The organism is Lachnoanaerobaculum orale, from assembly GCF_003862485.1.
Taxonomy (GTDB): domain Bacteria; phylum Bacillota; class Clostridia; order Lachnospirales; family Lachnospiraceae; genus Lachnoanaerobaculum; species Lachnoanaerobaculum orale.
The window spans coordinates 1,703,066-1,729,123 of sequence record NZ_RRCM01000001.1; the positions used below are offsets into that span (position 1 = coordinate 1,703,066).

At 39.6% G+C, this 26,058-nt stretch carries 26 protein-coding genes; 8 read left to right on the forward strand and 18 right to left on the reverse strand.

What is annotated here, in order from left to right; genetic code table 11:
* Nucleotides 1-248: 248 nt before the first annotated feature.
* The 3 genes from EHW90_RS08090 to EHW90_RS08100 all read left to right on the forward strand — a co-directional run bounded on the left by EHW90_RS08090 (nucleotide 249) and on the right by EHW90_RS08100 (nucleotide 1,747).
* On the forward strand, nucleotides 249-530 hold the full coding sequence (locus tag EHW90_RS08090; protein WP_009446237.1) for an HU family DNA-binding protein: 282 nt from the start codon (nucleotides 249-251) through the stop codon (nucleotides 528-530).
* Complete coding sequence (locus EHW90_RS08095; RefSeq protein WP_008750965.1) at nucleotides 530-769, forward strand: RNA-binding S4 domain-containing protein; 240 nt, start codon at nucleotides 530-532, stop codon at nucleotides 767-769. Before EHW90_RS08090 ends, EHW90_RS08095 begins: the two co-directional genes overlap by 1 nt.
* 99 nt (nucleotides 770-868) lie before the next feature.
* Nucleotides 869-1,747 carry a class I SAM-dependent methyltransferase gene (locus tag EHW90_RS08100; protein WP_124952313.1) on the forward strand — a complete coding sequence of 293 codons (879 nt, stop codon included), beginning with the start codon at nucleotides 869-871 and terminating at the stop codon, nucleotides 1,745-1,747.
* A 44-nt stretch (nucleotides 1,748-1,791) separates the two neighbouring features.
* On the opposite strand, the gene EHW90_RS08105 is transcribed toward EHW90_RS08100, so the two are convergent.
* The 6 genes from EHW90_RS08105 to EHW90_RS08130 form a co-directional block, all read right to left on the reverse strand.
* Nucleotides 1,792-3,111 carry an HAD-IIIA family hydrolase gene (locus tag EHW90_RS08105; RefSeq protein WP_124952314.1) on the reverse strand — a complete coding sequence of 440 codons (1,320 nt, stop codon included), beginning with the start codon at nucleotides 3,109-3,111 and terminating at the stop codon, nucleotides 1,792-1,794.
* A complete protein-coding gene (locus EHW90_RS08110; RefSeq protein WP_060931800.1) occupies nucleotides 3,108-4,067 on the reverse strand; it encodes a carbohydrate kinase family protein in 960 nt (319 codons plus the stop codon). The genes EHW90_RS08105 and EHW90_RS08110 overlap by 4 nt, the downstream gene beginning before the upstream one ends.
* A 39-nt stretch (nucleotides 4,068-4,106) precedes the next feature.
* Complete coding sequence (locus EHW90_RS08115) at nucleotides 4,107-5,513, reverse strand: sodium-dependent transporter (protein WP_124952315.1); 1,407 nt, start codon at nucleotides 5,511-5,513, stop codon at nucleotides 4,107-4,109.
* A gap of 206 nt (nucleotides 5,514-5,719) precedes the next feature.
* On the reverse strand, nucleotides 5,720-6,664 hold the full coding sequence (msrB, locus tag EHW90_RS08120; RefSeq protein ID WP_124952316.1) for a peptide-methionine (R)-S-oxide reductase MsrB: 945 nt from the start codon (nucleotides 6,662-6,664) through the stop codon (nucleotides 5,720-5,722).
* 99 nt (nucleotides 6,665-6,763) lie between these two features.
* Nucleotides 6,764-7,156 (reverse strand): RrF2 family transcriptional regulator, encoded by a 393-nt coding sequence (locus EHW90_RS08125; RefSeq protein WP_124952317.1) that lies wholly within the window; start codon nucleotides 7,154-7,156, stop codon nucleotides 6,764-6,766.
* Between the two features lie 156 nt (nucleotides 7,157-7,312).
* Complete coding sequence (locus tag EHW90_RS08130) at nucleotides 7,313-9,415, reverse strand: flavocytochrome c (RefSeq protein ID WP_124952318.1); 2,103 nt, start codon at nucleotides 9,413-9,415, stop codon at nucleotides 7,313-7,315.
* A gap of 179 nt (nucleotides 9,416-9,594) precedes the next feature.
* Between EHW90_RS08130 and EHW90_RS08135 the strand changes: the two genes are divergently transcribed.
* A complete protein-coding gene (locus EHW90_RS08135; RefSeq protein WP_124952319.1) occupies nucleotides 9,595-10,539 on the forward strand; it encodes a 3-hydroxyacyl-CoA dehydrogenase in 945 nt (314 codons plus the stop codon).
* A 32-nt stretch (nucleotides 10,540-10,571) separates the two neighbouring features.
* On the opposite strand, the gene EHW90_RS08140 is transcribed toward EHW90_RS08135, so the two are convergent.
* From EHW90_RS08140 to EHW90_RS08170, 7 genes are all read right to left on the reverse strand, one after another.
* Nucleotides 10,572-11,537 (reverse strand): DEAD/DEAH box helicase family protein, encoded by a 966-nt coding sequence (locus EHW90_RS08140; protein WP_124952320.1) that lies wholly within the window; start codon nucleotides 11,535-11,537, stop codon nucleotides 10,572-10,574.
* 15 nt (nucleotides 11,538-11,552) lie between these two features.
* Nucleotides 11,553-11,990: a DUF4869 domain-containing protein gene (locus EHW90_RS08145; protein ID WP_124952321.1), complete on the reverse strand. Its 438-nt coding sequence runs from the start codon at nucleotides 11,988-11,990 to the stop codon at nucleotides 11,553-11,555.
* Between the two features lie 132 nt (nucleotides 11,991-12,122).
* The gene (locus EHW90_RS08150) at nucleotides 12,123-12,809 is read right to left on the reverse strand and encodes a hypothetical protein (RefSeq protein WP_124952322.1); all 687 of its coding nucleotides are present in this window, start codon (nucleotides 12,807-12,809) and stop codon (nucleotides 12,123-12,125) included.
* A gap of 13 nt (nucleotides 12,810-12,822) precedes the next feature.
* Nucleotides 12,823-13,710 carry a cell wall-binding protein gene (locus tag EHW90_RS08155; protein WP_124952323.1) on the reverse strand — a complete coding sequence of 296 codons (888 nt, stop codon included), beginning with the start codon at nucleotides 13,708-13,710 and terminating at the stop codon, nucleotides 12,823-12,825.
* Between the two features lie 212 nt (nucleotides 13,711-13,922).
* Complete coding sequence (gene sdaAA / locus EHW90_RS08160; RefSeq protein ID WP_124952324.1) at nucleotides 13,923-14,792, reverse strand: L-serine ammonia-lyase, iron-sulfur-dependent, subunit alpha; 870 nt, start codon at nucleotides 14,790-14,792, stop codon at nucleotides 13,923-13,925.
* 8 nt (nucleotides 14,793-14,800) lie between these two features.
* A complete protein-coding gene (sdaAB, locus tag EHW90_RS08165; RefSeq protein WP_124952325.1) occupies nucleotides 14,801-15,466 on the reverse strand; it encodes an L-serine ammonia-lyase, iron-sulfur-dependent subunit beta in 666 nt (221 codons plus the stop codon).
* Between the two features lie 12 nt (nucleotides 15,467-15,478).
* The gene (locus tag EHW90_RS08170; protein WP_124952326.1) at nucleotides 15,479-16,681 is read right to left on the reverse strand and encodes a dicarboxylate/amino acid:cation symporter; all 1,203 of its coding nucleotides are present in this window, start codon (nucleotides 16,679-16,681) and stop codon (nucleotides 15,479-15,481) included.
* A 212-nt stretch (nucleotides 16,682-16,893) separates the two neighbouring features.
* On the opposite strand from EHW90_RS08170, the gene EHW90_RS08175 reads away from it, so the two are divergent.
* A complete protein-coding gene (locus EHW90_RS08175; RefSeq protein ID WP_124952327.1) occupies nucleotides 16,894-17,676 on the forward strand; it encodes a hypothetical protein in 783 nt (260 codons plus the stop codon).
* A 66-nt stretch (nucleotides 17,677-17,742) separates the two neighbouring features.
* Entirely contained in the window at nucleotides 17,743-18,372 is a 630-nt protein-coding gene (gene upp, locus EHW90_RS08180; RefSeq protein WP_060931842.1) for a uracil phosphoribosyltransferase, read from the forward strand.
* An 81-nt stretch (nucleotides 18,373-18,453) separates the two neighbouring features.
* Here upp and eno read toward each other — a convergent pair whose 3' ends face one another.
* On the reverse strand, nucleotides 18,454-19,752 hold the full coding sequence (eno, locus tag EHW90_RS08185; protein ID WP_060931843.1) for a phosphopyruvate hydratase: 1,299 nt from the start codon (nucleotides 19,750-19,752) through the stop codon (nucleotides 18,454-18,456).
* 161 nt (nucleotides 19,753-19,913) lie between these two features.
* Here eno and EHW90_RS08190 point away from each other — a divergent pair, with 161 nt between their 5' ends.
* Complete coding sequence (locus EHW90_RS08190; protein ID WP_124952328.1) at nucleotides 19,914-20,969, forward strand: tyrosine-type recombinase/integrase; 1,056 nt, start codon at nucleotides 19,914-19,916, stop codon at nucleotides 20,967-20,969.
* Between the two features lie 12 nt (nucleotides 20,970-20,981).
* Here EHW90_RS08190 and EHW90_RS08195 read toward each other — a convergent pair whose 3' ends face one another.
* The 4 genes from EHW90_RS08195 to secG all read right to left on the reverse strand — a co-directional run bounded on the left by EHW90_RS08195 (nucleotide 20,982) and on the right by secG (nucleotide 24,208).
* A complete protein-coding gene (locus EHW90_RS08195; protein ID WP_243113943.1) occupies nucleotides 20,982-21,260 on the reverse strand; it encodes a LysM peptidoglycan-binding domain-containing protein in 279 nt (92 codons plus the stop codon).
* Nucleotides 21,261-21,339: 79 nt separating this feature from the next.
* A complete protein-coding gene (smpB, locus tag EHW90_RS08200) occupies nucleotides 21,340-21,801 on the reverse strand; it encodes an SsrA-binding protein SmpB (protein ID WP_009445302.1) in 462 nt (153 codons plus the stop codon).
* Entirely contained in the window at nucleotides 21,785-23,926 is a 2,142-nt protein-coding gene (gene rnr / locus EHW90_RS08205) for a ribonuclease R (protein ID WP_124952330.1), read from the reverse strand. Before rnr ends, smpB begins: the two co-directional genes overlap by 17 nt.
* Nucleotides 23,927-23,977: 51 nt before the next feature.
* Entirely contained in the window at nucleotides 23,978-24,208 is a 231-nt protein-coding gene (gene secG, locus EHW90_RS08210; protein WP_040457934.1) for a preprotein translocase subunit SecG, read from the reverse strand.
* Between the two features lie 642 nt (nucleotides 24,209-24,850).
* On the opposite strand from secG, the gene EHW90_RS08215 reads away from it, so the two are divergent.
* Nucleotides 24,851-26,058: IS1634 family transposase (locus tag EHW90_RS08215; RefSeq protein ID WP_124952663.1), on the forward strand; the 1,208-nt coding region annotated here is incomplete at its 3' end.

A 26,058-nucleotide genomic window follows, 5' to 3' on the forward strand; every position in this document is an offset into this window, starting at 1 on the left:
ATGTATAGTACAACATTTATTATGCTCTTGTCAACCGAAAATCTACAATTTCTTAAAGTTAAATTGCATTATAGCAAAAAAAGCCTTACAAAACGGCTTTTTTGCTTTATTCTTCTTGACAAATGGCCTTAAACAGACTATAAAATTTATGTTATGAGTGGTGTTATGCCTCATAATAATTGCCGATTTTATTCGGCGACACTATTTTATTATAATGTTTTTTCAAGCATTATTTTTAGGAGGAAAAAATGAATAGAACAGAGTTAATCGATGCTATGGCTAAGAAGATGGGCGATTCCGCTACAAAGAAGGAAGCTGAAGCAGCTCTTAAGGCTTTTGTAGACGTTGTTACAGAAGAGCTTGCAAAGAAGGAAAAGATCCAGCTTGTTGGTTTCGGAACATTTGAGACATCTGTAAGACCTGAGAGAGAGGGTAGAAACCCTAGAACCGGTGAAACAATGAAGATCGCTGAGAGCGTAGTTCCTAAGTTCAAGCCGGGTAAGGCACTAAAGGATGCTGTTAATAACTAATGCGTATTGACAAATTTTTAAAAGTTTCAAGAATAATAAAAAGACGCACAATAGCCAATGAAGCATGTGATGCAGGCAGAGTCCTTATAAACGACAAAGTAATCAAAGCATCTGCTGAAGTAAAAGTTGGAGATATTGTAGAAGTATTATTCGGTGGTAAGTCTGTAAAGGTAGAGGTTCTTTCACTGAAGGAAACTACCAAAAAAGATGAGGCACAGGAATTATTTAAATATCTTTAGTAAATAGCCGGCTTGTCCGGCACAGACAATGCCGTATGGGTTTTACCAAACGGCATTTTTATTTTATATAACAATAAATTTATTTTAGGAAGAAATATTATGTGGATTGCAGATAATTGGAAGGACTATGAAATACTGGATACTTCAAACGGCGAAAAGCTTGAAAGGTGGGGAGATTATATACTTGTAAGACCGGACCCTCAGGTACTTTGGAATACGGAACATGAACACCCTTCATGGAAAAAGAAAAACGGTCACTACCACAGAAGTAAGGCCGGCGGCGGACATTGGGAATTTTTCAATCTTCCGAACACATGGAGTATCGACTATGAACTTCCTTCATCAAAGATAACCTTTAATCTGAAACCTTTTACATTCAAGCATACAGGCGTTTTCCCTGAACAGGCAACCAACTGGGACTTCAGCTACAACATGATAAAAAACGCAGGCAGAGAGATAAAAGTGCTCAATCTGTTTGCATATACAGGCGGAGCCACATTGGCTGCAGCCGCTGCCGGAGCATCGGTCACACATGTGGATGCAAGCAAGGGCATGGTAGGTTGGGCAAAGGAAAATATGATAAGCTCCAATCTTTCAAATGCTCCTATCAGATGGCTTGTGGACGACTGTATCAAGTTCGTTCAAAGAGAAATAAGACGCGGCAACACTTATGACGCTATAATAATGGATCCGCCGTCATACGGCAGAGGTCCAAAGGGTGAGATATGGAAGATTGAGGACTCAATATATGACTTTATAAAACTTACTACAAAACTTTTAAGTAAAGACCCTCTATTCTTTCTTATAAACTCATATACCACAGGACTTGCGCCGGGTGTACTTACATATATGATGCAAAAATCACTCAAAGAAAATCATCTTCCGAAAGCGCATATTGAAGCCATGGAGATAGGACTTCGTGTAAACAAATCCGAATATATATTGCCATGCGGTGCCAGCGCCAGATGCACCTGGTAATATTGCAGATAAAAAAGGGGCTGTTATGATAGCCCCTTTAAAATTTATTTCATATCTTTTATTATCTTTTCTACGGCGTCAAGTAAATCCTTCGCCTCGATATCACAGCTTCTGTCATATTTGCCGTCATTTCCTGCAAATCCTGTATCCACAAGCACAGACTTAACACCTGCGTTTCTTGCCAATTCAAGATCCATTGTAGAATCTCCAACCATATATGACTTGGACAAATCAATATTGTACTTATCTACCGCCTCATCTATCATACCGGTCTTAGGCTTTCTGCACTCACAGTCAAACTTAAGCTCAGGTACCTCTCCTTCAAATCCCTTATCAGGATGATGCGGGCAATAGAAAATATCATCCACAAAAGCTCCCTTTTCACCCAGAAGAGTCTTTAACTTGTTGTGAATATTGTGAAGTTCCTCAAAACTGCATTCACCTCTTGCAATCACAGGCTGGTTTGTGATAACTATCGCCAATGCACCGCTCTTATTGATAGCCTTTATGGCCTCAATTGTTCCCGGAATCAACTCAAGGTCATCGGCATTTGAGATAAATCCCTTTGAAACATTCATAGTGCCGTCTCTGTCAAGGAATATGGCTCTTTGTCTGTTCTTAAGATTTTTGGAGGCAATAAGGCCGTTTTTAAGTTCTTCCACAGTAGCATTGATTCTGTCTACAGTACCAACATCCTTCACATACTCAGGTGAATGATAGGCATAGATATTTGCTCCGTTTTTTACCTGATTTGCCAAGATATCCTTTTCAAAGTCAATCTTTACAGGCTCACCTACAAGTTCAAGCAACTCTCTGTTTATAACGTACATACCGGCATTGACCATATTGTCATACCAGTAATCTCTTACATTATTCTTTGAGTCAAATCCTATAACCTTACCGTTATCATCAGTCTGTATAAGATCCGAGTCATAAGGATGTCCGTTCGGATGTGCCAACAATGTTGTAAGTGCGGCATTTTTGAAATGGAAGTCCTCCATCCTGTCAAAATCAATATCAAAGAATACATCACCGAATACAAGCAAAAAATCCTTTGCATCTGTCTTATCCTTCAGATAGTAGAATGCACCTGCAGTACCAAGAGGCTCTTTTTCTACAATGTAGTCGATATCAACACCGAAATCCTTGCCGTCCTTAAAGTGATCCATAATCTTTTCACCCAAATGTCCGACAATCATTATAATCTTTTTTATACCGTATTCTTTCAGCGCTTCAACCTGATACTCAAGCAACGGCTTACCGTCTACCGGCACCATGGGCTTCGGAATCTCGTCATTAGTTATACTGCGAAGTCTGCTGCCCTTTCCCCCTGCCATAATAACCGCAACATCTATTTTTTTCATTTATTCAACCTCTCTACAACCTCTTCAAATGTAGGGATACTTACAATACCGCCTCTTTTTTCCACACACAGACTTGCAACCGCATTTCCGTATCTTGCAATATCATACATCTGACTTGTGGTAATATCGTCCAGGCTAACATCTTCACTCAAAAATCTTGCCAAGAGTCCGCCCCAGAAAGAATCTCCGGCACCTGTGGTGTCGACAACCGTACTCTTAAATCCCGGCACCTCAACATATCCTGAAGCCGATACCACAAGAGCACCCTTAGCTCCAAGAGTCACTACGGCAAGCTTTACTCCGTTTTCTATCAGATACTTTCCTGCCTCAAGCGGATCGCTATACGGTGTCAAAAGTGCTGTCTCCTCATCTGATATCTTCATCATATCTGCAAACTGTACCATAAGTCTCATCATCTCCATGGCCTTGTCCACACTCTCCCAAAGCGGAGCACGGTAGTTCGGGTCATAGGATATAATGGCACCTGCGTCCTTTGCAATCTTTACAGCTTCAAATGTGGCAGTTCTTGCAGGCTCATCCGTAAGTGAAAGTGAACCCACATGGAAAATCTTTGTATCTGCAAGCATATCCTTATTTATCTCATCTATGGAAAGCCTTGTATCAGCTCCCGGCTTTCTTGCAAAAGAAAATCCCCTGTCTCCCGTTATAGAAAGGCTTACAAATGCAAGAGTTGTAAAGACTGAAGGGTCTGTAATCAAACCGCTTGTATCAATAGGTATACCCTCCAATGTACTTCTCAAAAAATCTCCGTGCATATCCGCACCTATCTTTCCGATAAACGCCGTCTTAAGACCCGATCTTGATACCGCGGTCAGCATATTCGCAGGCGCACCGCCCGGATTTTGCTCAAAAAGCTTCATTCCTGCAGGTGAAAGACCTGCCGGTGTAAAATCAATCAACAGCTCGCCCAATGCAACTACATCCCAATTCTTCATCACATAACTCCATTCTTTTATTACACTTCAAAAGCTCAATTAAAGACTGATAACTCCCAAAGTGTTGAGTATGGCGCTAACCAATATAATAATCAAAAATACCGGTGCAAACACTCTCATTACTATATTATACATACTTTTTCTCTTAAATGCAGAAGAATATGATATTTCCTCCGCAATTTTTTTCAATGTGATAATCCTTACCACGAGATAGCAGGTGGCAAGCGCCGCTATCGGCATCATTATAGAGTTGGTAAGGAAATCAAGGAAATCCAAAATAGGCATTTTAAAAATCTTTACAAAATCAAGTATACCGTAACCTGCCGCAGATGAGCCGCCTACAAATACCATTATTACAGCCATCAAAATGACGGATTTGTTTCTGCTTAAGTTAAGCTCATCACAGAATGTGGAAATACTCGTCTCCACAAGTGAAATGGCACTGGTAAGAGCCGCCAAAAGCACAAGTAAGAAAAATCCTATACCTGCAATCCTTCCTGCACCCATACTCTCAAACACCTTAGGCAGTGTAATGAACATAAGTGAAGGTCCCGCCTTAAGTTTATCAGGGTCACCGCCTGAAAAAGCAAATACGGCAGGTATAACCATCAGTCCTGCAAGCACCGCCACACCTGTATCCACCATCTCCACTCTGGAAGTGGAAATCTCAACATCCACATCCTTTGTCAGATATGAACCGTAGGTATACAAAATACCCATCGCGATGGAAAGTGAATAAAACATCTGTCCAAGTGCCGCAACCACAGTCATCAGTGAAAAATTGTGAAAGTTGGGCACAAAGAAATACTTCACACCTGCCATCGCACCCGGTCTTGTAACCGAATACAGAGCTACCACTATCGCAAGTATTATAAGAAGAGGCATCATTATCTTTGATACCCTCTCAATTCCCTGCTCCACACCTCCAAGTATTACCACAAAAGTTGCAAGAGCAAATATCACAAACCAAAAGAAAACCACCTTTGTATTGCCTATGAAACTGCCAAAATATCCGTCTGCTGCAAGTCCATCCACATTGCCCTTTATATACTCCACAAGATATTTTACGACCCAACCGCCTATAACACTGTAGTAAGGCACTATCAGTACCGGTACTATCGCATTTATAAAGCCTCCAACTTTTAAAATCCTGCTGTTTCCAAAATAATTGAAAGCGCCTATAGCACTTCTTTTTGTCATCCTGCCTATGGTAGTCTCGGACATAATCATCGCATACCCGAATGTCAATGTCAGTATCAGATATGTAAGCAAAAACATTCCGCCGCCGTACTTCGCAGCCAAATACGGAAACCTCCAAATATTACCAAGTCCCACCGCAGAGCCTGCAACAGCCAATATATAACCCAGTCCGCCTGAGAAGTTGGCCCTCTTCTCACCTGTATTTTCTATACTCGTCTCTTCCCCGTACTTAAAATCGTCAGTCATATCTCTCCCCTTTACTTTTCTTTGTTAAGACTAACATTTTAATATTCTTTTTACAAGGAAAATTTATTGCAAATTCATTTCAAAACACCGGCAGGTTCACTTCTTTTATCCATATTTTCATATATGTTTTACAAAGATTTTATATAAAACTATCATAATAGAAGCTTCACCTTTAAATCCAAGTGAAGCTTCTTTCAGTATTTTTGTTATTCTACATATTTTTTCAAATATCCGTAGCCCTCTTCGTCCATTTTATCAAACGGAATGAAACGAAGTGCAGCCGAATTGATACAGTATCTTAGACCTCCAAGCTCACTCGGACCGTCATCAAAAACATGGCCCAGATGCGCGTCGGCCGCATTACTTCTGACCTCAATCCTTCTTCTGCCAAGGCTTAAATCCTCGCTGTATTTCACCAAATCCTTTTGTATCGGCTTTGAAAAGCTGGACCATCCACAACCCGACTCAAACTTATCTGTAGAGAAAAACAGCGGCTCACCTGATGTGATGTCCACATAGATACCTCTTTCAAAGTTTGAATTAAACTCATTATCAAAAGGTCTCTCCGTAGCCGCATTCACAGTGACATCATACTGAAGCGGCGTCAAACTCTCCTTAAGTTCATCATCATTTTTTCTTTTATATTTTTCACTTCTTACTATCGGTTCATCCGCCAGACTTAAATTGATGTGACAGTAGCCGTTCGGATTCTTATCCAGATAGTCCTGATGGTACTCCTCCGCACTGTAGAAGTTTTCTATCGGCAGCACTTCAACCGCAATCTTTTCATTGTACTTTCTTTGTTCTCTTTCTATAGCGGCCTTTATCACAGGCAGCTGACTCTCATCCGTATAATATATTCCGGTTCTGTACTGTGTACCCACATCATTGCCCTGCTTATTCACGCTGACAGGATCAATTATCCTGAAATAATATATAAGCAAATCTTCAAGACTGATAACCTCATCATCAAAATCCACCTTCACAGTCTCCGCATGCCCCGTATCATGTCGGCACACGTCCTCATAACTTGGATTCTCGGTCCTACCGTTGGCATATCCGCAGGTAGTACCCTCGACACCCTCAATTCTTTTAAAGTAGCCTTCCACGCCCCAAAAGCAACCGCCGGCTAAAAACACTTCTTTTACCATATACTACCTCCTCATAAAATATCTTTAATAATTGTATCACTATTTCACGCATTTGCAATTATATTTTTTACAATCTTTTCTGTTTAAAAAAGGATAAACCTATAAAAGCTTATCCAAAGTAGTCGTCTGTAATTCTCTGTTAAGTGAGCTCTGTATCCTGTTGAATTCCTTGTTCAAAATACATTCTCCACATCTGTTGTTTATACAGTCATATCCTTCTCTGACACATTCCGTTATACTCATATCTTCACCCAATGCAACACAAATATCATACAGTGTCGTATTGGCTAAATCACATTTTAAGTAGTAGCCTCCGTTGACTCCTCTCATACTCCCTATAAGTTTTGACTTCAGTAAACTGTTCAGTACCTTATATGTAATGGCCTGCGGTAAATGCTCCTTCTTTGCAACCCCAGATGCGGAAACCTTTGTACCGTCTTTTAACGCCCTTACCACTCTTACTGCATAGTCCATTTCTCTAGTAATCAGCATTCGTCCCCCTAAATATAATCGGTGTAAAATCTATTCTAATACATAAATACTAGCATAAAGCCATTTATTTTTCTATTATTTTTTATAAATTTTTATGTTTATAGTAAAGAATTGTAAAAAAAGCCGATACCCTTTCGGATACCGACTTATATTTATTTACTGTAGCTTGGCATTGTTTATAGCATCTGTAATTCCTTTAGATGTTACGGATGCGCCTGAAACATTGTCAACTTCGAACTTACCGCTCTTTTGCATACCTTTTTTGATCTTGTTGATAGCTTTACCGCCTATTTCGGTTGTCTCCTTAGGACCTGAAATCTCCAGGTCGTTTACTATACCCTTTTTGACTGTGAATGTAACTTCTATATCACCTCCGAAGCCCTTCGCACTGCCCTTATATGAGCCGTCCTTAAGCTTGGTCTTTATATCCTTGGCTACAAAGTTTGCATCTTCAGTCTGTGCCGTGATAGTTCTCTCAGTGTTTCCACCGTTGTCAAGCACATACTTGTTTGCACTGTCACCTGCGATTCTGCCGAATACTACTATATCTGTAACAGCGTTTCCACCAAGTCTGTTGGCACCGTGTACTCCACCTACGACCTCACCTGCTGCAAAGAATCCCGGAATGACACTTCCGTCTTCCTTAAGCACCTGAGTTTCCTTATTTATCTTTACACCGCCCATAGTATGATGCACAGCAGGCTTTGCCTTACCTGCAAAATACGGCGGCTTTGTTAAAGGCACTTCCATACTCTTTCTGCCGAACTCACTGTCCTTACCTACAGCCTGCATTGCCGCATACTCCTGCATAGTGGCTACAAAATTAGCTTCATTAACACCTGTCTTTTGAGCCAGCTCTTCAATGCTGTTTGCCTCTACAATGATCCCCTCATTGATATACTTTTCTATAGCGGAAAGTGACTCTCTGACAGCCGTATCAAATACAAGCCAGCTCTCACCGTTTTGCTGAGCCATGATAGCTGCTGAAACAACATCTCTTGTATCAAGCTCATTGACAAAACGCTTTCCGTCATCATTTACAAGTATTGCACCGTTACCGCGCACACCCTCAGTGTACATAGTTGCAGTGTCAGGATTTACAGTCGGATGTGTCTGAATCTGTTCGATATCTGTAAGTCCCGCTCCAAGCTCGGTTGCCATCTCAATACCGTCACCTGTTGCACCCACATGATTGGTGGTAATAAATCCTTCAAGCTGTGGTGCATACTTTGCAACCATCTGAGGATTTGCACCGAAACCTCCTGTAGCAAGCACTACCACTTTTGTATTTATAACAAAGACTCCGTTATCATCTTCCGCCTCTACACCTGTTATCTTGCCGTCCTTATCTGCAAAGATTTTGGTTGCCTTAGTCTCCAACAAAACAGGTACACCCAGTTCATCAAGTTTTGCATTAAGTGTCTTTACAAGCATCGGTCCTACAGCGGATGTATCACTCGGTCTGTGTATTCTCTTAACGCTTGCACCGCCGAACTGTCCCACTACTGAAAGGTCGCCGCCTATAGAATTAACCCAATCTACAGCCGATGCGGAATTTTCCACCAAAGTCCTTACAAGTTCAGGGTCGTTCAGATTCTTTCCGCCCTTCATAGTATCCTGATAGAAAAGTTCATTGCTGTCTTCTATACCGTCTCTCTTCTGATACTGAGTCTCTGAAGCGTTCAATCCGCCTGTAGCTCTTACACTATTACCGCCTGTAATAGGCATTTTCTCCAATATAACCACATTTGTGGCGCCTTTTTGTGCAGCCTCTATTGCAGCACTCATTCCCGCACCTCCGGCACCTATTACTACAATATCTGCCGACTGCGGTTTCCTTTCACCCTTTACCTCTTTGCCTTGAGCTTTCAGCAAAGCTTTCTTCAGTGCATGCTTTAATCCGCTTGATGTAATCGTCGCACCGCTGACAGAATCAAACTCCGTATCTAAATTTGCCTTCATCTTATCATTCAGCTTTTCTATGGCGGCTCCACCTATATCCGGAGTCTCACTTTTTCCTTCAAATGAAATATTTTCAATTCCGTTGTCTCCCACTACCACTGTGGCTCTTACATTGCCGCCAAAACCTTTATCTGCGGCTGAATATGTACCTGCAATATACTTCGTATTGTCTTTTATGTACTTTCTTACACCGTCAGTAACAGGGAAAGCTATTATAATAGTAATAACAGCAGCCAATACCATCAAAAAGAGCCCAACTATATTGCCCTTGTTCTTATTTGTTGGTTGCTTACCCATCCATTTCCTCCTTGAAACTCTCAAAATTACTCTGATATTATAAAAGAAAGTTAAAAAACTATCAATAAATATTTTTAATAAAATATAATATCGGCTTTTATTTTATTTTTTAGGTGCTATAATAGATTTTATACAATTAAATATCGCAGTGATATTTATTCTTTCAGTAAGGAGGCAATATGAAAAATATAACAGTTGCAGGTGGCGGTGTACTTGGCTCACAGATAGCATTTCAGACCGCTTTTTGCGGATTTGACGTAAAGATATGGCTTAGAAGTGAAGAGTCCATAGGAAGAACAAAGCCTAAGTTGGAAAGATTATATAATATCTATAAGACAACACTTAATGAGGCAAAGAAAGAGCTCGGCACGGGAAAGGTATTTCCAAGAGGTTTAATCACAGATTCCTCTAAAATTAATGAATCAGACATAGACAGACTTTTGGCAGCTGTCGATAAGGCTTATAATGAGATAAAACTTACTACAAGCCTTGAAGAAGCTTGCAAGGATGCCGACCTTATAATCGAGAGTATGGCTGAAAATCCTGAAGCCAAGGTTGCATTCTATAAGTCTCTTGATCCACATCTTGAAGCAAAGACTATAGTTGCCACCAACTCTTCAAGTATGGTTCCAAGTCAATTCCGTGAATATCTGAGCAGGCCGCAACAGTATCTTGCAATTCACTTTGCAAACAATATCTGGATCAGCAATACTGCCGAAATAATGGGACACAGCACCACATCAAAGGATGCTTATGAGGCTGTAGCCAAGTTTGCTTCAGATATTAAGATGATTCCTCTTCGTCTTAAGAAGGAGCAGCCCGGATATATACTGAACTCAATGCTTATACCTTTCCTTAATGCAGGTCAGATGTTGCTTGCAAATGAGGTGGCAGACCCTGCTACCATCGACCTAACATGGAGACTCGGTACAGGCTCACCATACGGTCCGTTCCAAATCCTTGATATTGTAGGCCTTAACACAGCCCTTAATATAGTATCAAACAATCCGCTCTCAAAAGACCCGACTACCGTACAGGGCAAGATAAAAGCAATCCTTGAAAAGTATATTGCCGAAGGCAAAACCGGAGTGAATTCAGGGGAAGGATTCTATAAGTATAATTAAAAATAGGGGGCGTAAGCCCCCTGAACGGTTCATTAATTTAAATTGATATAGTTCATCTTTTCAAGAATTGCCTTTTTTACCGTGTCTGTCAAATAAGCTGAGTTTAAATTCTTTTTCTTATATGCCAAGTAGCTGTCTTTTGTCATATCTATTAAAACAGCAGTGAAAAATCTCTCCCAGCTGAAATACTCTTTAGATTCTATAAAATCTGAAGGACTCTCCAATATACTATTCAACATAGAATTTCTTACTATTCCGGATAACAGCACTAACCATTCAAATGATTCGGGTAAATATATTGCTATTCCTTTCTTCTCACTTATCAGCTCTGTTACTCTGTGCATTTCCGAACCGAATGCTGCACCATCTACTATTACAAGAGTATTTTCATTACCGTGCGAATTCAAATACTGAAAAATGTTCGATTTACCGTTTAAACTTTCACATCTTAAATGTGCGTCATCACATATGTTTTTAAAAAACTGGTACCCTGAATTACTGTCTTCAGTCACAACAATATCAGGATTTATTGACCCTTTATATATATCCGCGCCATAGATTCTGTAAAACTCATTAAACTTCTGTTCAAGCCTTCCATACTTTCCTGAAGTTTTTATACCATATATCTCCTCTACACTATATGGTAGAGCAGGCAATGACTCCCTGGTTACAATAACATAATAATTATCTGTGTTTTGAATAAACTTTGAAAACTCTATTGTTTTTATGAATTCATTTCCTTCATCAATAAATACTATACTGTCTGAAACAGCTGCCAGCTGTTCCTTCCACAATGTACCGTCAAGTACAAAACATTTTTTATCACATACCAAATCAACGGCTGCTCCGGAAGGATTGTTTACCGCTTCCCTAATCATATCAACTAATGTAGTCTTACCGGTCGCGCTGTCTCCTTGGATAATTGTTATATTTCTCCTTATCTCAAAGTCGTATTTCAGACGCTTTGTAGAAACAATAACTCTATGCTTTCCTTTCATAATATCACATCTTTTCTATACAAATTCGCCTGCTATACTTACAAGTTCCATTTTTGTATGTACTATTTGGTTTGTGTTCAATATCAATATATCAAATCCTTCTTTACCGAAGTCCATCAAATGGTGCAGATTGATTGTCCTGTCTTCTTTCTCTGCAATCTTTAAAAACCATTTGGCACAATTATCACCACAGGTAGATGCATTAAATATCTTATCTTTTTCAAATTTGACCAAAATTAATGTCTTTACTCCACCTGATAAGCCTGTTGGAGGTATTTTGCCTAATACGGGGCTGTCTATTACTCCACTGTCTAAAACAACCGACTTATCTACATCATAAATCATCTCTTTTACAAACGGGTCCACTATCCAATCATCCTCGTAATCATACTTAAAATAAGATGCCGTATTATAAATAGACTCTTTCATATCTCCGTAAAAAATTTTCAGCATAATCCACCTTCCAAACCTCAAATAATCTAAAACCAATCTCAGTATACAAATTATATCGTCGGAATACAATATTTCAAACCTAAAAAGACTGACGCCCTATGTCTTTCATAAGGTGACAGTCTATTAAATTTACTATCTGAGGTGTGCGCTGCCTGCAGGATACAGACCTGCTTCAGCCAATAAATCTTCCATGGTCTTATAGCCTCTTTCAGCTATTCTTGCTTGGCGTGCCGCATCTTCTTCAGCAATTCTTGCATCTTGGTCAGCCTTTCTAAGCGCTTCATATCTCTCAGCATCGGCATCTATTCCTATCATATCACTGCCGCCACAATTATATGCGTTAGCCTTATTGTATCCGAGACCTTCCAAACTTTTTAAAGTGGCTTCACTTAGAGTCTCCAGATATTCATGTTCTCCACTTCCAAACCTTATTTTATCCATGGATATCTTAATACCTCTGTACATATCTCCGTCAGATAAGTATCTTCCATAAGTACCGCTACCCTTTGTATCATCCAAAAAACCGTAAAGCAATTTATCAGGCATTAAACTAGACTTATTACAAATCAAACCTGTAATCATTTTGCCGTTTGCATCAACATAATAATCATTATCATGATCTATTATATTTGCATTCTTTACAAGTTGACCGTCCTTATAATATCCCCACTGATTGTCGGCACCCAACTTCCAATTATCACAGAATGTCTTTCCGTCATTCAATACGCTGTTATAATCAACATCCGCATATGAACATATGGGCATAGATAACGCCATTATACATACTGCAGCTACCACTTTATTAAGCAATCTTTTCATCTTTTTACTCCTATTAATATAGTCCCCTCATCATATCTTCAGTAACTTGGCTCATATCACCTGAAATGTACGGATGTGTACCGAATCCGCAGCCGTATCCCATAGCATCGGCATATCCTGTTTTACCGTCCATATTTACAATACACCATTGGTGAGTCCACTGATTCGGATTGGCATGTTCCCAATCGTATCCCATAAAATCAAGTACTCTGCCAAGCGCTCTGGCACCGCCTGCACAAGTATATACACCTGCAATAAATACTCCGTAAGGTCCTCTGTAATACTTGTTGGCATCGGTTCCGTATGTGTTATGTAAATTGTATTCTCTATATATTATTGATGCGGCCTTTCTTATCTTAGCCAAATCGGTAGTAAGAGAGTTATCCGATAAAACTCTTGTAGCAATATTCCTTGCTACCGCATCAGCCTGATTTGCCTGCTCCTGTGTACAATATTTATAATAGTCATGCTTTCCGAGGCTGCTTGCGGCTCTCGCTTCATCAAGTGTAACTTGTTTTTGAGATGTTGCCGAACTGTTTCCTGAAATCCACGCTCCGTCTGCGCCTACCTGATATCCATCAGGTGTAGTGGTATTTGTCAACATTCCGCCGTTTGAACCGAGGTAATAGTTACCTACCCAGCAGTTTGACGCCATTTTGCCGCCGTCATCAAAGTAATACCATGTACCCTTGATGTCCTTCCATCCGGTAGTCATAAAGCCGCCTGAATTAAGATAGTACCACGCACCGGAGTCATTAATCCATTCATCCTGTACTGCATACTGATAATCTTTCGTATAGCGCCAGTTTGACCCCTCTTTGTACCATTGACCTGCAAATGCGGTGGAAGCTGTCGATATCGCAGTTGCCACCAATATTGTACCGAAAGCCAATTTTTTCATCACAAAACCTCCTTTAAGTGTTTTATGTGCAGATAGTTAATTAAATATAACTATTGTTTAATATTATCTTAATTATAGATACAAATTTTATTAAAATCAATGCTATATACAAAAAATGATTTACATAAATATTGTTTATGTCGACTTTTTCATTATTACTCAAAAAACCGACGCCCTGTCTAAGGCGTCGGTCATATATTTTAATACTTTGTTTACCCACACATCCCGCAGGCTTCACAGGCACTCTTTGTGACTGCGCAGCCTCCAAGAGCGGTTTCTCTGAGTTCTACAGGCATTCTCTTGCCTACTCTATACATCGTGTCAAGCATCTCATCAAAAGGGATGAGCTGCGTAATACCTGCAAGTGCCATATCTGTTGCCACCAAGGCGTTGGCTACGCCTGAGGCGTTACGGTTTTGACACGGGTACTCTACCAGTCCTCCTACAGGGTCACATACAAGACCCAGCATATTCATAAGGACTGTTGACGCGGCATCAAGGCTCTGCCTCGGTGTACCTCCCATCAGCTCCACGGCACCTGCCGCAGCCATAGCAGAAGCCACTCCCATCTCCGCCTGACAGCCGCCTACAGCACCTGCAACCGTAGCGTTTCTCATTGCAAGATAGCCTATTGCACCTGCAGCAAACAGTGCATCCATTATCTTGTCGTCTGAAAATGAGTACACATCCTGCATTGCCAACAAAAGACCCGGCACTACACCTGATGAACCTGCTGTAGGTGCGGCCACGATAAGTCCCATTGATGCATTGCACTCAAGTACCGCCATGGCATACATCATGCCCCTGCTCAGCACTGAGCTGCTGATGTTTTTCTTTGCCTCTCTGTAATCACTGAGTTTTTTTGCTTCTCCGCCTATCAGACCTCCCATTGATTTCATAGGTGTGTTGATAGGCATTGTTGCGGAATCTCTCATGATTTGAAGGACTCTTTTCATCTTTTCTTTTATCTCTTCTTTTGAGCTTGTACTCTCATCACATTCCCTTTGCTTCATCACCTCGGAAATGGACATTTTATTACTATCACAAAGCTCTAAAAGTTCTTTTGCATTGCTAAAATCCATAATATCTCCTACTGAACTATCATTACCTGTGATATATATTCATTCTTATATAAGTCGTCTTTTACAGTCTTCGGAATAGACTCGTCAGACTCTATAATGGTATAAGCTCTGTTACCCTTTGACTCTCTGTAGAGCTTCATAAATGCGATATTGATATTGTGTTCGCAAAGTATCTTGGTGGTATACGCTATTACTCCCGGTCTGTCCTTATGTACAAGCACCAGAGCACTGTACTCGCCTGAGAAGTCTATATCCACCTCGCCTATCTTTACTATCCTTACCTTTCCGCCGCCAAGTGACTCACCTCTGACCGTTACGCTTCTGCCTTCTTCATCCTCCATACACACATCTACGGTATTCGGATGGATATCGGTCACCTCACTGTTCGGTGTAAACTTATATTCAATACCTCTTTCCTTCGCAATGTTGAATGAGTCACGGATTCTCACATCATCCGTCCCAAATCCCATAAGACCGCCAAGAAGTGCTCTGTCGGTTCCGTGCCCCTTATATGTTTTTGCAAAAGATCCGTACAGAATGAACTCCACTTTTTTCGGCTTACCTCCAAGCATCTTTCTTGCCAAAAAAGCTATCACACATGCCCCCGCTGTATGTGAGCTGCTCGGTCCTATCATGTTGGGACCAAGCACATCAAAAACGCTAATAAACGGCATATCTATCTCCTACTACTTTTTCAATATAAACTTCTGATATATTGTCTCTACAACTACACCTATAGCATTGTCACCTGATACATTACAAGCTGTTCCGAATGAATCCTGTGTAATATAAAGCGCTACCATAAGAGCACATATAGGTCCGTCGGTATTTCCCAAATCTTTTCCGAAAATCATATAAAGGAAAGGAAGTGCAGTCATTATAGAACCTCCCGGCGCTCCCGGAGATGCCACCATTGCAACACCCAAGGTCATGATAAACGGAACTACCGTATGGAAACCTATCGGAATCTCATTCATCAAACATACCGCTGTAGCACATGCAACTATGGTAATCATTGATCCCGCCATATGTATATTTGCACAAAGCGGTACTACGAAGTTTCTTATCTCCTCACTTACACCGTCATTCTTTGCACACTCAAGGTTTACAGGAATTGTGGCTGCAGATGACTGTGTTCCGATAGCTGTTGTATATGCAGGAATCTGATTCTTGATAAGTACAAAAGGATTCTTCTTACTTATTGCACCTGCAACTGCAAACTGGATTGTTATTATAACCAAATGCATTATTATAACAACAAGGAATACTTTCCAAAGGATACCGAGAATAACGAATGTTCTGCCCGACTTTGTCATATCTACAAATGTACCGCAGATAAACAGTGGGAGCAGCGGAATAATTGCCTTATGAAGTACCTTGTCAATAATTGTTGAAAAGTCCTTAAAGCTGTTATAAAGTGTATCTCCTATCTCTTTTCCTCGCATTGCAGACATACATAGTCCAAGTATGAATGCAAGTACCACTGCCGACAATGTATCTATTACAGGTGGAAGTGCTATAGAGAAGAACGAATCAACGGAATTTCCTGCTGTAGCTTCTATCTGCGCAAGTGCATCGGCACTTATAAAGCTTGGAAAAAGAGTTGATGATACAAGATATGAACCTGAACCTGCTACAAGTGTAGAGCCGTATGCAATTAACACCGTAATAAGTAAAAGCTTTCCGGCTCCCTGTGACAAGTCCGCGATACCCATAGTAACATAAGCCAGAATCATAAGCGGAATTACGAACTTAAGGAATGAACCGAAAATTCCCGACAATGTTACTACAAACCTACATACGCTCTCCGGCAAAAACTGTCCGATCAAAATACCTATAACAATGGCTATGATCAGCTTCGGCACCAGGCCGATTTCATGTTTTTTCATTTAATTTTCCCTCCTAAAAACATGTACATACTCATTTCTGTTGTTATTATTTTATCATATTTTTAAGTAAAAATTAACTTAATTATATAAAAGTTAGGGTTTAAAATCATTTAAGTATCTTCTTCATTTGTTGTGCAAAATCTAATTTATAATTAATGTTTCTTTTTGCCTGTTTAATGTATAATATAGGTATCAATCTATATGGAGGGAAAATGAAAAGATTATTTTTATATTTGACAATAGTTGCAATGCCTCTGCTTTTTGCAGGTTGTAAGAAAACTGATACCTCTGATTTAAAAAGTATTATGACAACAGAGGCAAACGGAGCCATGTCTCCTACCACTGTAGCATCAAGCGAAATCAGCTTGGCTAAGGATAACAAAAAGCCTTCAGTCGAAGCTAAAAAAAGCATAACAGAACAGTCACAGAGTTTTTCCAAGGACAAAAGCGAGATATCCTATCCTAAGCTTACAGGAAGTAAGGATGATACTTCTCTTAATACCATGATTTCAGATAATGCAAAGCTTGGATTAAGTACATTTGCAAAAGCACCCGACTCCGATGTAAAGATCAAATACAATATAAAGAATCAGAGCGGCAAGAGAATGAGTATTGTATACACTGGAAAAAGCGGTGACAGCAATATTATTTTTACGAATAATATCGACCTTGAGAGCGGCAAGAGTATCGGCCTTTCAGACTTTGCGGATCCGCTTACAATCGCAAACTATATACTCTCAGACGATGTGGTACTTGAGAACGCTTCCAATGCACAGGCGGCAGGATTTGCCGAGTACAAAAAAACCTTAAGTGTTGACATATTAAAGACTTTACTTGAGGATGCGGACTTCCCGTTGATTAAGGAAAATGATGTAAACGAAGGCTTTCCTAAGGTATTTTCATACGAATCCGGAGGAGATATCTTTATAGCAATACCTGTATCACATGAGCTTGGAGACTATGTTCTTGTAAAGTATTCTCCTGCAACAAAATAATTCTATGTACTTATATGTTTTTTTGAACTATAATAAGGAGAATTAAATTAAAGATTGAGGTGAAAGATGTCAAAAGTTTACATTAATAAGCATCCGTTGGTACAACACAAGATTTCAAGACTTCGCGATAAAAACACAGGAACCAATGAGTTCAGAGCTTTGGTCGGAGAGATTGCAATGCTTATGGGTTATGAAGCGCTAAACGATCTTCCTACAGAGGAGGTTCAGGTGGAGACTCCGCTTGAAACTTGTATGACAGAGGTGATTTCAGGCAGAAAACTGGCTGTTGTTCCTATACTAAGAGCAGGTCTCGGTATGGTAGACGGTATTTTAAATCTTGTTCCGGCTTCAAAAGTAGGACATATAGGACTTTACAGAGATGAACAAACTCACACACCTGTAGAATACTACTGCAAATTGCCTAAGCCTATCGAGGAGAGAATAATAGTTGTTACAGATCCTATGCTTGCAACCGGCGGTTCCGCTATAGACGCCATTACACAGATCAAAAAGCATGGCGGAAAGAAAATCAAGTTTATGTGTATAATCGCCGCTCCTGAGGGACTTAAAGCGTTAGAGGAAGCTCATCCTGATATACAGATTTATGTCGGACATCTTGACAGAGAGCTGAATAAAGATGCTTATATCTGTCCGGGACTTGGAGATGCAGGTGACAGAATATTCGGTACAAAGTAATTTAAGCCGCCGCAAGGCGGCTTTTTTAATTTAAAAAAGGCCTCGGGACAAGCCCGAAGCCTCATAATTATTTGAATAAGATTATCTCTTTACGTTGAATGCCTTGATACCCGGATATACTGCGCTCTCACCAAGTTCTTCTTCGATTCTAAGTAACTGATTGTACTTAGCAACTCTCTCAGATCTTGAAGGTGCACCTGTCTTAATCTGACATGTGTTAAGAGCTACAGCAAGGTCAGCTATAGTTGTATCCTCTGTCTCACCTGATCTGTGTGAAGATATTGCAGTGTAACCTGCCTTATGAGCCATCTTGATAGCCTCAAGAGTCTCTGAAACGGAACCGATCTGGTTAAGCTTGATAAGGATTGAGTTTGCACATCCGTTATCAATACCCTTCTCCAATCTCTCTGTATTTGTAACGAATAAGTCATCACCTACAAGCTGTACTCTTCCGCCAAGTTCCTTTGTAAAGATCTTCCATCCTTCCCAGTCTTCCTCATCAAGACCGTCCTCAAGAGAGATGATAGGATACTTGTCGATAAGCTTCTTCCAATGCTCAACAAGCTCTGCTGATGTGAACTCGGTACCTGCCTTTGGAAGTTTGTACTTTCCTACAGTACCTGTCTTCCACTCACTTGAAGCTGCATCCATAGCGATCATGAAGTCAACACCAGGCTTGTAACCTGCCTTCTCGATTGCCTTAAGGATGAACTCGATAGCTTCCTCGTCACCGCCTGTAAGGTTAGGAGCAAAACCTCCCTCATCACCTACGCTTGTAGCAAGACCTTCTGCCTTTAAAAGTGCTGCCAAGTTGTGGAATACTTCAGCACACCATCTGAGAGCCTCTTTAAAGCTTGGAGCTCCAACAGGCATTATCATGAACTCCTGTACATCTACGTTGTTTGATGCATGAGCACCACCGTTTAAGATGTTCATCATAGGAACAGGAAGTCTGTTTGCGTTAACACCGCCAAGGAATCTGTATAGCGGGATGTCAAGTGAGATAGCTGCAGCTCTTGCACAAGCTATAGATACTGCAAGGATTGCATTTGCACCGAGCTTTGACTTATCCTTTGTACCGTCAGCCTCGATCATAGCCTTATCAACCGCATATGTGTCTGATGCATCCATACCCTCAAGTACATCATTGATAACTGTATTTATATTCTCAACCGCCTTTGAAACACCCTTTCCAAGGTAGCGTGACTTGTCACCGTCTCTAAGCTCAAGTGCCTCAAACTCACCTGTAGATGCACCTGACGGAGCTGTTCCTCTTCCGACTGTTCCGTCTACCAGATAAACCTCTGCCTCTACTGTAGGGTTTCCTCTGGAGTCAAGTATTTCTCTTCCGATTACCTTCTCAATTTCTAAATAGTTCATTGGTAAAACCTCCTTTTGGTCTCATATATCGCTTATCTATATGAAATTAACTGTCTGCGACGATAGTATAATAACACAAATCAAAACATAACTCTATATAATTTTATAGTTTTTTGTTATAATGTGAAAATAATCGTTACCGTATTCATTTAGGAGAGTTTATGTCAGATTTCAAATACAGTGAACAAGTTGATATAGAGAATATCCAAAAGCTTAGAAAGATGCTTTCCGAGTTGCCGGCATTCTTCAAAGATTTCTTTAGAGGCATTGAACCCAGAACCCTTTCAAGAACCAGAATCGCCTACGCATATGATATAAAAGTCTTTTTGGAATTCTTACTGAATGAAAATCCGAGTATCAAAAGTACATACTCCAAAATATCCGATATTCCGCTCTCGGTACTTGAAAATTTGTCGGTCACCGATATAGAGGAATTTATGGAGTATCTTAAGTATCGTGACAGTGAAGGCAGGAAAATCTCCAACAAGGAAAATGCCGTAAAAAGAAAGATATCCACTTTAAAAAGCGTCTTTAAATACTTTTATCGTGTGGAAAAAATCAGTGAAAATATTATGGAAAGGGTACAGCTGCCTAAGCTTCATACTAAGGAAATAATAAGACTTGATATTGATGAAGTCGCTATGATGATTGATGAAGCCGAAAAGGGTGAAGGACTAAGCGACAGGCAAAAAGCTTACCATGAAAAGACCAAGGTCAGAGATGTAGCCCTGCTCTCACTGCTGCTCGGCACCGGTATCAGAGTCTCCGAATGTGTGGGACTGAATATTTCTGATGTGGACTTTAAAAATAACGGAATACTGATACACAGAAAAGGCGGCAAGGAAGTCACAATATATTTCTCGGATGAAGTAAAGGAAGCTCTGCAAAACTACTGTGATGAAAGAGTCCTTATACTTGAAGAAAGCGGACATGAAGGCGCTTTCTTTCTCTCAATGCAGAATAAAAGAATGTCTGTACGCAGTGTCGAAAATCTGGTTAAAAAATACGCGAGGATAATAAGTCCGCTAAAAAAGATTACACCTCACAAGCTGCGCTCCACCTACGGCACCAATCTTTATAAGGAAACCGGTGATATATACCTGGTAGCGGATGTGCTCGGACACAGTGATGTAAACACCACCAAAAAGCACTACGCAGCTATAGAAGATGACAGGCGAAGAAGTGCCAGAAATGCCGTAAAGCTTAGGGAGAGTTGATCTCCCTTTTGCTTATTCTGCTTTATAGCTTACCACTATAAAGCAACCCGGATGTACTTTCTCGGATTCCATTTTGTTCATCCTAAGTACATCTTTCACATACTCCTCATGTGATACGCCTGTGTTGTTGTATTTTCTTGATATACTGTCAAGGCTGTCGCCATACTCGACTTTCACTGTGGTATATCTTATATTCTCTCTATCCATATCGGCTCTTGTGGTATTGGCTCTGCCCAGTAAAAAACTGACTAAAAACAATGTAAAAATAAAAGCTAAAAATAATTTTCTCATATTCCCTCCAAACATTTGTTCTATGTCATAATATTACAATAAGAACATATGTTTGTCAAGAATAAAATCGAACAAATGTTTATCTCATGCTTCTCTTCATTGCTTTTTCTATTTCTCTTTGCTGTGTCTTCTTTGCAAGTGTCTCTCTCTTATCATAGTTTTTCTTACCCTTTGCAAGACCTATTTCCACTTTTACAAGGCTTCCCTTAAGATACACTTTAAGCGGTACTATGGTAAGTCCCTTTTCATTAAGCTTTGCATCAAGCTTTAATATCTCTTTTTTGTGCATCAAAAGCTTCCTTACTCTGAGCGGGTCTTTATTGAATATATTTCCCTTCTCATACGGGTTTATATGCATACCCATTATGAAAAGTTCTCCTTTTTCAATTCTTATCCATGACTCTTTTATAGAAACATGACCCATTCTCACAGATTTTACTTCAGTACCGAAAAGCTCAATACCTGTTTCATAGTTTTCCAAGATAAAATAGTCAAAATACGCCTTTTTGTTATTTGCAATAACCTTAATCCCCTCTGCCATCTTTCTCCTTTACAAGTTTGAAGTCAATTCTCTTTGCAAGCCTGTCAATATCGTATACCTTAACTCTGACTTTTTGACCCAAAACAAATTTCTTTTTTGTGATTTCTCCTACCAGCTCATATCCGGCCTCATTGTATACAAAGTAATCGCCTTCCAAATCGGCCATCTTTATAAAGCCTTCCACCGTATTTTCAAGCTCCACGAATATTCCGAAGCTTGTAACACCGCTTATGATTCCGTCAAACTCTTCACCTATGTGATTTAACATATATTCACATTTTTTATACTTTACAGTCTCTCTTTCCGCCTCTTCAGCCCTTCTCTCCATCTGAGACGACTGCAAGGCCACGCTGTCCAATATGGCCCTATAGTGTTCTATACGCCTGCTTGAAAGTCCCTTTTTTATATTCTCCTTGATTATCCTGTGTATCTGAAGGTCCGGATATCTTCTTATAGGTGAAGTAAAATGTGTGTAATATTTTGCAGCCAAACCGAAATGCCCTACACAAACCGTATCATATCTTGCCTGCTTCATACTTCTAAGTGCAATTCTTGATATTATAGGCTCCGCATCGCTTCCTTCTATATTTGCAAGCAACTTTTGAAGTTCCTTAGGTGACACCTCATCATTTTTTCTTCTCAGTGTGAATCCGAAATTGTTGATAAATATTGCAAGACTCTTCATCTTCTCGGGGTCCGGATTTTCATGTACTCTGTAGAGGAAAGGTATATCCTGCCAGAAAAAATCCTCAGCTACAGTCTCATTTGCAGCCAACATAAAATCTTCTATAAGCTTTGTCGCAGCATTCCTGTCATAAGGCTTTATATCGACAGCCTTGCCGTTTTTATCAAGTATCACCTTGCTTTCAGGCAGGTCAAAGTCTATAGAACCTCTCTTTGTCCTCGCTCCTCTAAGCAAATCTGAAACTTTCTTAAAATCATGAAACAAGTCTACATATTCGGCATATCTTTTTTTAGTCTCTTCATTGCTGTCGGTGATGACTTCATTGACCGCCGTATATGTCATCCTCTCATTTACATTGATAACGCTCTCACAGATATTGTGGCCTATTATATTGCCTTTTTCATCTATCTCCATAATACATGAGAGTGCCAGCCTGTCCTCGCCCTGATTTAGTGAGCATATGCCGTTACTTAGCTTTCTTGGAAGCATCGGTATTACTCTGTCTACCAGATACACACTTGTGGCCCTGTGAAGCGCCTCTTTATCTAAGGCGGTATTTTCTTTCACATAGTGAGTAACATCCGCTATATGTACTCCCAGATGCCATATATTGCCGTTTTTCTCAAGTGTAATAGCGTCATCAAGGTCCTTTGCATCTTCTCCGTCTATGGTCACCGTTACCTTATCTCTAAAGTCAACTCTTCCTCTGATATCCTTTTTTAACACCTTGGTCGGGATACTCTTAAGCTCATTTTCCACCTCTTCATTAAACTTTTCAGGCAATCCGAATGACTTTGCTATAGAAAGTATATCTACTCCGGCATCCGTGTTCTTTCCGAGGATTTCAACCACCTTGCCTTCAGGCTTTCTCTTATCTCCTCCGAAGTCTGTGATTTCAACCACTACCTTGTCGCCTGTCTTGGCTCCCTTGCCCCTTGTCTCAGGAATATATATATCCTTAAAAAGCTTGGTATTATCAGGCAGTACAAAACCGAATCTGTTGTTCTTTTGATAGTAACCGACAACCTGCACATTGGCATGTTTTTCTATCCCTATAATATGGCCTTCGGCTCTTTTTTCGCCGTTTTCCACGTCTATAACCACTTTTACCGTGTCACCGTTCATAGCATTATTAACATACTCTGCAGGTATAAATATATCCGATTCTCTACCTTCCACTCTTACAAAGCCGAATCCTCTTTGGTTTGCCATAAACTCACCGAGCAAAAAGTTGTGTTCAGGCTTTCTGTACTTGCCTCTTTTTGTTATTTCAAGCTTCCCTTCAAGCAAAAGCTCCTGCAAGACCTCGTTAAGCTCATATCTTTTTGCTTTTTCAATACCGAAGAAGGTCGCCAGTTCCTTTGCCTTCATAGGTACATACATCGGACTTTCCACAAAGTCCATGATTATTTTTTTTCTGTTATCTATAATGTTATACATATCTACCCTTATAAAACTTATAATAAAAAGCACTCGTGTGAGTGCTTTTTATTATTTAACAATATTTAATACTAATGATAAAATCAAAAACAGTGCCGCAGCAACCTTGGTAAGCTTCTCAAGCAAACCTTCTACTGAACGTCCTCTGTTCTTACCCCAATATGTATCTGCGATACCGCCTATTGAGCCAAGTCCCTGCTCGTTACCCTCCTGAAACAGTACCACTGCAGTCAGGAAAACACACACTAAAATAAATATTATTGAAATCAACTTATTTAACATATCTACACTCCATTTTATACAAAACTGCTTTTATAATATCACTAAACCATAACTATTGCAAGCAAAGATTACTCTATCTTCACACTGCTTCCGCTTTTAATTTCGGCATCTGTCTGTAAAGATTCGTTACCTTCCACAACTTTTACATTTGCACTGTTGCTTATCCAAGTATTCGGCAATATCTCATAGGAATATTTTACAGTGTAGTCGCCCCCGTCTTCCGTCGAAGTACTATGAAAGTTCCGACGCTTTAAATTTCTGATAGCCTATTTAATTTTACGCAATTCTTTTAAACCCTTTATTTTAAAGGCTTTTCTTGCACAAAAAATATTTCAAAAAATTTGATTAAATTTTCAAAGCATGTTATAATCATAGTACTTCATAGTACTTTAGCTTTAGAGGTGTTTATGGCTTATTTTTTGAGAAAAGAAAAGAAGAAAAAAGGTACTTATCTTCAGATGTATGAATCATTTTGGGATAAGGATCGGGTCTTTGACAGTTTGTTTACATAAATAAGCTTCAAAAAAGTCTCACAACCCGCATATAGCCTATATTTCTTAGTTGAAAAATTTGTCAAAATTTTCGTTTTATTATATAGTATTTTATAGTATTGTGTGGTATAATAGGGGTTGGAGGTTCCCTATGAAAGTTACTACATCAAAATCAAAAAATGCTGAGTCATTCTATATTTCTAAAAGTTTCATTAATGACAAAGGTGTTAGCACCTCTGTTAATGTACGCAAACTTGGTACGCTTGCTGATTTATTAAAAAAGCACGGACCTACCAGAGATGATGTAATGGAATGGGCTCGTGCTGAGGCAAGACTTGAAACACAAAAATATAAAGAAGAAAAAACAGTAAATATTTCTTTTAACTCCAATAAAAGACTTCAACCTCAACAACAAGTCTTCTATCGTGGGGGATATCTGTTTTTGCAATACTTTTATTATAAACTTGGCTTGGATAAAGTTTGCAGAAAAATAAGGGATAAATATAGCTTCAAGTTTGATATCAACTCGATATTATCAGATTTGATTTACTCAAGAATACTTGAACCTTCCAGTAAACGCTCAAGTTATAAATGTGCACTGGACTTTTTGGAGCCGCCGTCTTACCAACTACATGACGTGTACCGTTCTTTAAATGTACTTGCTAAAGAATGTGACCTTATACAATCTGAAACTTATAAAAACAGCCACTTATTAGGAAAACGCAATGATAAGATTCTTTTTTATGATTGCACCAATTATTATTTTGAGATTGAAGATGAAGACGGAATTAAGAAATATGGCAAAAGTAAGGAACACAGACCAAACCCTATAGTACAAATGGGGATGTTTATGGATGGTGACAGCATTCCTCTTGCTTTTTCTCTATTTCCGGGTAATGCTAATGAGCAAACTTCTATTAAACCTCTTGAAGAAAAGATTTTAAACGAGTTTGACTGTCAAAAGTTTATTTACTGTAGCGATGCAGGACTCGGTTCGGAAAAAATAAGAAAATACAATCATATGGGCGAAAGAGCCTTTGTCGTTACACAATCTATAAAAAAGCTTAATGCACAAGATAGACAATGGGCTTTAGACACTAAAGGATTTAAACGTTTGTCTGATGATAAAGTAGTAGATTTATCAGAAATATCAAGGGATGATGAGGCTATATATTACAAAGATGCTCCGTATACGCCTAAAGATTTATCTCAGAGACTTATCATCACATATTCACCTAAATATGCCAAATACCAAAAAACTATTAGAGAAAAACAAGTTGACAGAGCTAAGCTAATGCTTGAAAAAGGTAGCATCAAAAAAGAAAGGCGAAATCCTAATGACCCTGCCAGGTTTATTAG

Bases quoted from the DNA above. Each gene is read 5' to 3' on its own strand.
- EHW90_RS08110 (WP_060931800.1), bottom strand. From the start codon at position 4,067: ATGAAGAATTGGGATGTAGTTGCATTGGGCGAGCTGTTGATTGATTTT.
- sdaAA (WP_124952324.1), bottom strand. From the start codon at position 14,792: ATGGATTTTAGCAATGCAAAAGAACTTTTAGAGCTTTGTGATAGTAAT.
- EHW90_RS08190 (WP_124952328.1), top strand. From the start codon at position 19,914: ATGTCAGATTTCAAATACAGTGAACAAGTTGATATAGAGAATATCCAA.
- EHW90_RS08150 (WP_124952322.1), bottom strand. From the start codon at position 12,809: ATGAAAAGATTGCTTAATAAAGTGGTAGCTGCAGTATGTATAATGGCG.
- EHW90_RS08135 (WP_124952319.1), top strand. From the start codon at position 9,595: ATGAAAAATATAACAGTTGCAGGTGGCGGTGTACTTGGCTCACAGATA.
- EHW90_RS08100 (WP_124952313.1), top strand. From the start codon at position 869: ATGTGGATTGCAGATAATTGGAAGGACTATGAAATACTGGATACTTCA.
- EHW90_RS08140 (WP_124952320.1), bottom strand. From the start codon at position 11,537: ATGAAAGGAAAGCATAGAGTTATTGTTTCTACAAAGCGTCTGAAATAC.
- sdaAB (WP_124952325.1), bottom strand. From the start codon at position 15,466: ATGCCGTTTATTAGCGTTTTTGATGTGCTTGGTCCCAACATGATAGGA.
- msrB (WP_124952316.1), bottom strand. From the start codon at position 6,664: ATGGTAAAAGAAGTGTTTTTAGCCGGCGGTTGCTTTTGGGGCGTGGAA.
- EHW90_RS08195 (WP_243113943.1), bottom strand. From the start codon at position 21,260: ATGAGAAAATTATTTTTAGCTTTTATTTTTACATTGTTTTTAGTCAGT.
- EHW90_RS08095 (WP_008750965.1), top strand. From the start codon at position 530: ATGCGTATTGACAAATTTTTAAAAGTTTCAAGAATAATAAAAAGACGC.
- rnr (WP_124952330.1), bottom strand. From the start codon at position 23,926: ATGTATAACATTATAGATAACAGAAAAAAAATAATCATGGACTTTGTG.
- EHW90_RS08175 (WP_124952327.1), top strand. From the start codon at position 16,894: ATGAAAAGATTATTTTTATATTTGACAATAGTTGCAATGCCTCTGCTT.
- EHW90_RS08155 (WP_124952323.1), bottom strand. From the start codon at position 13,710: ATGAAAAAATTGGCTTTCGGTACAATATTGGTGGCAACTGCGATATCG.
- EHW90_RS08115 (WP_124952315.1), bottom strand. From the start codon at position 5,513: ATGACTGACGATTTTAAGTACGGGGAAGAGACGAGTATAGAAAATACA.
- EHW90_RS08145 (WP_124952321.1), bottom strand. From the start codon at position 11,990: ATGCTGAAAATTTTTTACGGAGATATGAAAGAGTCTATTTATAATACG.
- EHW90_RS08105 (WP_124952314.1), bottom strand. From the start codon at position 3,111: ATGAAAAAAATAGATGTTGCGGTTATTATGGCAGGGGGAAAGGGCAGC.
- EHW90_RS08125 (WP_124952317.1), bottom strand. From the start codon at position 7,156: ATGCTGATTACTAGAGAAATGGACTATGCAGTAAGAGTGGTAAGGGCG.
- upp (WP_060931842.1), top strand. From the start codon at position 17,743: ATGTCAAAAGTTTACATTAATAAGCATCCGTTGGTACAACACAAGATT.
- EHW90_RS08130 (WP_124952318.1), bottom strand. From the start codon at position 9,415: ATGGGTAAGCAACCAACAAATAAGAACAAGGGCAATATAGTTGGGCTC.
- EHW90_RS08090 (WP_009446237.1), top strand. From the start codon at position 249: ATGAATAGAACAGAGTTAATCGATGCTATGGCTAAGAAGATGGGCGAT.
- eno (WP_060931843.1), bottom strand. From the start codon at position 19,752: ATGAACTATTTAGAAATTGAGAAGGTAATCGGAAGAGAAATACTTGAC.
- secG (WP_040457934.1), bottom strand. From the start codon at position 24,208: ATGTTAAATAAGTTGATTTCAATAATATTTATTTTAGTGTGTGTTTTC.
- smpB (WP_009445302.1), bottom strand. From the start codon at position 21,801: ATGGCAGAGGGGATTAAGGTTATTGCAAATAACAAAAAGGCGTATTTT.
- EHW90_RS08170 (WP_124952326.1), bottom strand. From the start codon at position 16,681: ATGAAAAAACATGAAATCGGCCTGGTGCCGAAGCTGATCATAGCCATT.